The organism is Streptomyces sp. sk2.1 (assembly GCF_008120935.1).
In the GTDB taxonomy this organism is placed as follows: Bacteria; Actinomycetota; Actinomycetes; order Streptomycetales; family Streptomycetaceae; genus Streptomyces.
Genome location: NZ_RDBO01000091.1, coordinates 21,279 through 28,937, shown reverse-complemented (window position 1 = coordinate 28,937; position 7,659 = coordinate 21,279). Strand labels below are relative to the sequence as shown.

Annotated in this window: 5 protein-coding genes; 4 read left to right on the top strand and 1 reads right to left on the bottom strand. The window is 73.1% G+C overall.

Annotated features, from left to right (window positions below; translation table 11 throughout):
• The 3 genes from EAO76_RS40200 to EAO76_RS40190 all read left to right on the top strand — a co-directional run.
• On the top strand, positions 1–3,812 hold a 3,812-nt coding region (locus EAO76_RS40200; protein WP_187438991.1), incomplete at its 5' end, for an MFS transporter.
• A gap of 101 nt (positions 3,813–3,913) precedes the next feature.
• Complete coding sequence (locus EAO76_RS40195) at positions 3,914–5,053, top strand: Glu/Leu/Phe/Val dehydrogenase dimerization domain-containing protein (RefSeq protein ID WP_148841199.1); 1,140 nt, start codon at positions 3,914–3,916, stop codon at positions 5,051–5,053.
• Positions 5,050–6,012 carry an NAD(P)-dependent oxidoreductase gene (locus EAO76_RS40190; RefSeq protein ID WP_148841198.1) on the top strand — a complete coding sequence of 321 codons (963 nt, stop codon included), beginning with the start codon at positions 5,050–5,052 and terminating at the stop codon, positions 6,010–6,012. Before EAO76_RS40195 ends, EAO76_RS40190 begins: the two co-directional genes overlap by 4 nt.
• Before the next feature lie 75 nt (positions 6,013–6,087).
• Here EAO76_RS40190 and EAO76_RS40185 read toward each other — a convergent pair whose 3' ends face one another.
• Entirely contained in the window at positions 6,088–6,606 is a 519-nt protein-coding gene (locus EAO76_RS40185) for a CGNR zinc finger domain-containing protein (protein WP_148841197.1), read from the bottom strand.
• 110 nt (positions 6,607–6,716) lie between these two features.
• Between EAO76_RS40185 and EAO76_RS40180 the strand changes: the two genes are divergently transcribed.
• Positions 6,717–7,580, top strand: coding sequence for an alpha/beta fold hydrolase (locus EAO76_RS40180; protein ID WP_148841196.1), 864 nt, complete (start codon positions 6,717–6,719; stop codon positions 7,578–7,580).
• Positions 7,581–7,659 lie beyond the last annotated feature (79 nt).

Here is a 7,659-nt window from a genome sequence, read left to right as displayed (position 1 = left end):
TCACCAGGACGTGCGCCGCCCGCACCGTGACGGCGTCCGGCGCACGCTTCGTACTGGCCCGGCGCGCCCTGGCCGACCGGGTGCGGGCGGCGCACGTCCTGGTGACGGAGGACCTGTCCGCCCCCGGCACCACCCCCGCCGACCGGCCCGGGGCACGGGTGGAGGTGGCGGAGGACCAGCTCGCCTACCTGATCTTCACCTCCGGAACGACCGGCACCCCCAAGGGCGTCGGTGTGGAGCACCGCTCCCTCACCCACTACCTGCACGCCGCACTGGAACGGATCGACGGTCACGGGCGGTCGTTCGCCCTGCTCTCCACGGCGGCGGCCGACCTCGGATACCTCTCGCTGTTCGGGGCGCTGGTGAGCGGCGGCACACTGCACCTGGTGGGACGCGAGCGGGCCACCGACCCCGAGGGGCTGGCCGAGTACTTCGCCACCCACCCGGTGGACGTCGTCAAGATGGTGCCCAGCCACCTCGAACTCCTCGCCGCGCACGGCGAATTGACAGCCGTACTGCCGAAACACCTCCTCGTGCTCGCCGGGGAGGCGTGCCCGCCGCAACTCGTCGCCCGCGTCCGCGCGGCCCGCCCCGGCCTGCGGGTGCACAACCACTACGGCCCCACCGAGACGACCGTGTCCGTCCTCGGATGCGAACCCGTCGACACCGAGGCCCCCACGGACCCGACCACCGCCTCCGTCGCGACCACTGCCTCGGTCCCGCTCGGCACACCCTTCCCGAACGCACTGTGCTACGTCGTCGACCGCGGCGGTCGGCTCGCGCCCCCGGGAACCCCCGGGGAACTGTGGATCGCCGGCCCCGGGGTCGCACGCGGCTACGCCGGGAACACCGGGGCCACCGCGCGGTCCTTCGTCCCGGACCCGGTCGAGGGAACCCGGCGCTGCTACCGCACGGGCGACCGGGTACGGGTACGCCCGGACGGACTCGTGGAGTTCCTCGGCCGCCTCGACGACCAGGTCAAGGTACGCGGATACCGGGTCGAACCCGGCGAGGTCGCCGCGGCCTGCCGGGCACTGCCCTCCGTACGCGAAGCGGTCGTGCTCGCCGTCGGGGAGGCACACCGGCGCCGCCTCGTCGCCTGGGTCGTCCCGGCGGACGACAGCACCCCGTTCGACCCCGCGGCCGTGCGCTCCGCCCTGCGCTCCCGACTGCCCGACCACATGGTCCCATCGGCCCTGGTGCCCCTGCCCGGGATACCGCTCACCCCGAACGGCAAGGTGGACCGCGCCGCCCTGCCCGTCCCGCAGGCGTCCGGGAAACACAACGGCACGGCCCCGCGCAGCGCCGCCGAGCGGCGCGTCGCGGCGGCCTGGCGGGAGGTACTGGAACTCCCCGACCGGGACCTCGACATCGACGACGACTTCTTCGCACTGGGCGGGGACTCCTTCAGCGCACTGCGCGCCGCCCGGCTGATCGGCCCCGACCTGCGGGTGGTGTCCCTCTTCACCCACCCCACGGTGCGGGAGCTGGCGACCCTGCTCGACGATCCCGCGTCCGCCGGCACCGGGCTCCTCCAACGGCTGGCCGGGCCACCCCCGGGCACGGCCCCGGGAGTAACCCTCGTCTGCCTGCCCTACGGCGGCGGATCCGCGGCCTCGTACCAACCCCTCGCACACGAACTCGCCGTGCTGCGGCCGGACATCCAGGTGCTCGCCGTGGAACTGCCCGGCCACGACCCCGCACGCGCCGACGAGGAGCTGAGCCCCCTCACCGAGGTCGTGACACGCTGCCGGGACGAACTCGCCGGCACCGGCACCGGCAGGGTCCTGGTCTACGGGCACTGCGTCGGCACCGCACCCGCGGTCGCGCTCGCCCTCGCACTGGAGGAGGCGGGCGAGGAACTCGCCGGGGTCGTCCTCGGCGCCGCCTTCCCCAGCGCCCGGTTCCCCGGCAGGCTGTCCGCCCTCGTCCACCGCTGGTTCCCCGACGACCGGCGCACCTCCGACCGGGCCTACCACGACGTGCTGCGGGCACTTGGCGGGCAGATGGAGGAGGACACCCGGGGCTCGGTGATCCGGGCCGTCCGGCACGACGCGCGCCAAGCGGTCGACTGGTTCAGCGCCCGCTTCGAGATCCATGCCCCCCGGCGGCTGCGGGCGCCCGTACTGTGCGTCGTCGGCGACCGCGACCGCACCACCGAACTCTTCGAGGAGCGGTACCGCGAGTGGACCGCCGTCGCCGACGACGTCTCCCTCTCCCGGATCCCGCACGCGGGGCACTACTTCCTCAAGCACCAGGCCCGCGAACTCGCCGGAATCATCGAGGAACGACTCCCCGCGCCGACGGCCTCCGTACCCGCGCCGACGGCTTCCACGCCCGCATCGGAAGCTTCCGTGCCCGCATCGACCGCCTCCGCTTCCGCCTCCGCATCGACCGTCGCCGCCTCCGCGTCCGCACCGCCCGCCCCCGTGTCCGCGCCGACGGCACCGGACAACTCGTCGCAACGACGGGACCTGCGCCGGTTCGGCCTCTTCGCACTCGGTCAGACGGCCTCGATGACCGGCTCCGCACTCACCTCCTTCGGTCTCGGGGTGTGGGTCTTCCAGAAGACCCATCAGGTGTCCGCCTACTCCCTGGTCACCATGCTGGCCATGCTCCCGGCCTTCCTCGCCGCGCCACTGGGCGGCGCCGCCACCGACCGCTGGGACCGCCGCAAGGTCCTGCTGGGCTGTGCCGCCGTCTACGGCGTCACCCTGTCAGGCCTCGTCGCCGCGGCGGCCACCGGGGCGCTGCAGGTGTGGCAGGTCGCGGTGTTCGCCGCGCTCACCTCCCTCACCGCGGCGTTCCAACGGCCCGCCTACCTCGCCTCGGTCGCCCAACTGGTGCCCAAGCCCTATCTCGCCCAGGCCAACGGCGTGGTACAACTGGGCACCGCCCTCAGCACCCTGATCGCGCCGGTGCTCGGCGGAGCGCTGATCAGCCTCACCGGACTGGCCGGGGTGGTCTGCATCGACCTCGTCGCCGTCCTCGCCGGCGGGGCCGTCCTGCTCGTCATCCGCTTCCCGGACCGCCTCTTCCGCAGGCGCCAGGAGGGCTTCCTGTCCTCGATCACCGGAGGCTGGCGCTTCCTGGCCCGACGGCCGCCCATGGTGGCGATGGTGCTCTTCTTCATCGTCGTCAACTACATCATCGCCACCACCACGGTGCTGACGGCTCCGCTCGTCCTCTCCACGAGCAGCCCGGCCGTCCTCGGCACGGTCACCGCGGCGGGCGGCCTCGGCGCCGCGGTCGGCGGCCTGGCCATGGCCTTCTGGGGCGGCACCCGGCGCCGGGCCGACGGCATGATCGGCATGACGATCGGGATGGGACTGGCCACCGCGCTGATCGGGCTGCGGCCGGAACCCGTCCTCATGGGCGTGGGCCTGTTCCTGTGGTGGGTGTGCAACGCCCTCCTCAACGCACACTGGCTCGCCATCCTCCAGGCCAAGGTGGGCCTGGAACTGCAGGGCAGGGTCGTGGCCACCAACCAGATGCTCGCCACCGGGCTGATGCCGCTCGGCTTCCTGCTCACCCCCCTCCTGCTGAACCACCTCTTCGACCCCCTCGTCGGGCAGACCCCCTTCCTCCAGATCGCGGGCGGCACGGGGCCCGGCCGGGGCATGGGACTGCTCATGATCACCGGCGGGCTCCTGCTCGCGGGCTGGGGCGTCCTCGGCCTGCGGTACCGCCCCCTGCGCCACATCGAGAGCCGGCTCCCCGACATCTCGACGGCGGAGGTCGTGGCGGACGACCTCGACACGCTCCAGGACGAGGCGGACGCCCTGCTGCGCCGGAGCACCACCCGCACCTGACGCCGCTCGGGCCGGGCCGCCACCCGCCACCCGGACACGTACCCGGACCGCGCCACGACGCACCCACCGGAACCAGAAACCGGAACCAGAAAGACGTGGACATGAACCAACTCCTTCACAGCGACGACACCCTGGTCGCGTCGCCGCTCTTCACCACCACACTCTCGATGCCCGGCTGCGAGGCCGACGCCTGGGTCGTCGTGGACAGCACCGTACGGGGCCTCGCCATGGGCGGAACCCGCCTCACCGAGACCGTCGACGAACTCGAACTGGCAGCCCTGGCAAGGGCGATGACCCACAAACTCGCACTCGTCGACCTGCCGATCGGCGGAGCCAAGGCGGGCATCCGCCCCCGCTCCGCCATCACGGACCGCGACCGGCTGATGCGCACCTTCGGCAAGGTCGGCCGCCCGCTCCTGCACGGCGGTGTGTACCTGGGCTGCGACCAGGGCACGACACCGGCGGACCGCGACGCGTTCTTCGCCGCGGCCGACTACGACCTCACCGAAGTACCCGGGGCCACCCGGCTGGACGTGCCCTGGGAGCAGTTCTACGGGACCATGTCCGACATCACGGGCTTCGGCGTCGCGACGGCGGCCCTGAGCACACTGGAGGCACAGCGGGTCACCGCGCCCCAACGCGTGGTGGTGCAGGGATTCGGAGCGGTGGGCCGGGCCGCGGCCCGGCACCTCGAACGCGCGGGCCACCGCGTCGTGGCCGTCGCCGACGTCCTGGGCACCCTGACCGACCCGGCCGGCCTGAGCACGGAAGGACTGATCGCGGCGACCTCCGCCGACGGCACCGTCGACCGTTCGCTGCTCCCGGCCCGGGTGCGGTGCCTGGGCCCGGACCGGGCCTGGCTGACCGTCGACGCGGACGTCCTCGTCCTCGCGGCCTCGGCCGACGCGATCGACCCCGGCTCGGTCCCGGACGTGCGCGCCCGCGTCGTCGTCGAGGGCGGCAACCTCAGCTGCGGCCCCGTCGCACGCCGCCTCCTGCGCGAGGCGGGCCACACGGTGCTGCCGGACGTGGTGGTGAACGTCGGCGGGGCGGCCCTGACCGGGGCGGTCCTGACCGGGGTGGCCCCGTCCGGACTGTCCGCGCCGCGCCTCGCGGACTGGCTGCGCACCTGGATCGCGAACAAGATCAGACGCAACTGCGCCCTCGTGACCGAGCTGACCGGCCACGGCAGCCCCGACCCCGTCGCGGAACTCCTCGCACACCGGGCGGTGCACCGGTGAGGACGTCCACCTGGCACGACCCGCGTGTCCTCGTCGCGCACACCGCGATGGCCGAAGAACTGCTGCCCCACCTGGAACCACTGGTCACGGCGGTGCGGGCCACCTCGCTCCTCGACCTGTCGCGGAGCGAACTCGCCGAGGTCGAGGTGCTGATCGGCCACCACTTCCCCGAGCGCTCCCTCGACCTGCTCCCCGGCCTCCGATGGCTGCACCTCACCGGTACCGGAACCGACCACCTCCCCGCCGCCGGACTCGCCCCCGGGACGCTGGTCACCAACTCGGCGCGGGTCCCGGTCGAATCCGTCGCGGAGTACGCGCTGTCCGCACTGCTCATGCTGCTCAAGGAGTTCCCGACCCTTTCGGCGCGCCCCCAACGACGTGCCTGGCACACGTCCACCGCCACGATGCTGTGCGGATCGACCGTCCTGGTCGTGGGAGCCGGAAGGATCGGGCAGGCCGTGATCCGCAAGGTCACCGCGCTGGGCGCCCGGTGCGTCGCCGTCACCCGCACCGGGGAACGGGGCGTGCCGGGGGCGGACCGCACCGTGGGCGCCGACCGCCTGGCCGAGGCCGCCGCCACCGCCGACCACATGGTCTGCTGCCTGCCGGCCACCGCCGGAACCCACCACCTCGTCGACGGTGACGTACTCGCCGCACTGCCGGCCGGAGCGGCGCTGGTCAACGTGGGCCGGGCCGGCACGGTGGACGACAGGGCCCTGCACGAGGCGTTGGGGACCGGAACACTGCGCGGAGCGCTGCTCGACGTCCACGACATCGAGCCCCTCCCCGCCGACGACCCCCGGTGGCGGACGCCGGGCCTGGTGATCTCCCCGCACTGCGCCTTCGCCTTCCCCGGCGAACCCGCCGCCGTGGGCCGGGCGTTCCAGGACAACCTCACCGACCTGCGAGCCGGCCGGACGGCCCGGGACGCCGTCGTCGTCGGGGCCCGGTCCGACTGAGGAACACGACGTCCTGACGCCCGGCGCGGGCTCCCTCCGGGCCCGCGCCGGGCGCCGTCGTCCCGGATCGCCCCTCTACCGCCGCGGGTGCGACTTCTGGAAGCGCTCGGACTTGGCGCGGTTGCCGCAGACCTCCATCGAGCACCAGCGGCGGGAGCCGTTCTTGCTGACGTCGTGGAACCACAGGACGCACTCGGGGTGCGCGCAGTGGCGGACGCGGTCGGGCCGTTCGGCGAGCAGGCGGACCAGGTCGGCGGCAGCGGTCCAGGCGGGCAGCCAGGCCGGGTCGTCCACGACGGTGGCGACCAGCGGCGCTCCGCCGCGCAGCCCGGGCCGGTGGAAGCCGCGGGCGAGGACGCGGTTGAGCGGCTCGTCGGCGCCGTCCTCCAGCGCGGCGCGCAGCGCGGACCGGGCCTGCAGCAGCGCGTCGCGGACGGTCTCGATGTCGGCGTCGGTGCCGGACATGTCGTGGTCGGCGAGCCAGTTCTCCAGACCGTCGGGCTCGTCGAACTGGTCGAGGCGGCGGCCATGGTCCACCCAGACGGAGTTGACCAGATCCAGGGCCAGGGGTTCACCGATGAGCGGGCGTGTCATGCCGCACAGTCTACTCAACCAGTGAAACGCACTTGACCGGTTGGTTGTGACCGGCTTACGCTGATCCGGCCGTCAACCGGCTAAATGAATTTAGATGGTTGGAGATGATCATGAACGCAGTGCGCCACCACACCGTCCGGATCAACGGGCTCGACGTCTTCCACCGCGAGGCCGGCGACCCGGCCGCGCCCACGCTCGTCCTGCTGCACGGCTTCCCGACGTCCTCGGTGATCTACCGGGACCTGATGGCCGACCTGTCCGACGAGTTCCACCTGATCGCGCCGGACTACCCCGGCTTCGGCCTCAGCTCCGCGCCGCCCGCCGACGAGTGGGACTACACCTTCGACCACCTGGCGGACACGGTGGACGCGCTGCTGGAGGAGCTGGGCATCACCCGGTACGCGCTCCACGTCCACGACTACGGCGCGCCCGTCGGATTCCGCCTGGCGCTGCGCCACCCCGAGCGGATCACCGGCATCGTCACGCAGAACGGCAACGCCTACGAGGACGGCCTGACGCCGTTCTGGAAGTCGATCCGCGACTACTGGGCCGACCCGTCCGCCGGGAACCGCGACGCGCTGCGCGGCATGCTCGCCGCCGAGGCCACGCACTGGCAGTACACCCACGGCGTCCCGGACACCACGCTGGTGGACCCGTCGCAGGCGCTGCACGACCAGGCGCTGCTGGACCGGCCCGGCAACGACGAGATCCAGCTCGACCTGTTCCTGGACTACGGCACCAACCCGCCGCGCTACGCCGAATGGCAGCAGTACCTGCGCACGCACCGGCCGCCGCTGCTGGCGGTCTGGGGCCGCGGCGACGACATCTTCGGCCCGGACGGCGCCCGCGCGTTCGCCCGCGACCTGCCCGACGCCCGGATCCACCTGCTCGACGCGGGCCACTTCCCGTTCACCACCCGGCGGATGCGGAGCGTGGCGCTGATCCGTGACTTCCTGCGCGGCCTGCCCGACTGAACCGGTCCGGCGCGCCACTGTCGATGTCGGAGGTCCCCGCTACGGTGAACCGACCTACGGATTTGCCCACGTCCGGCGC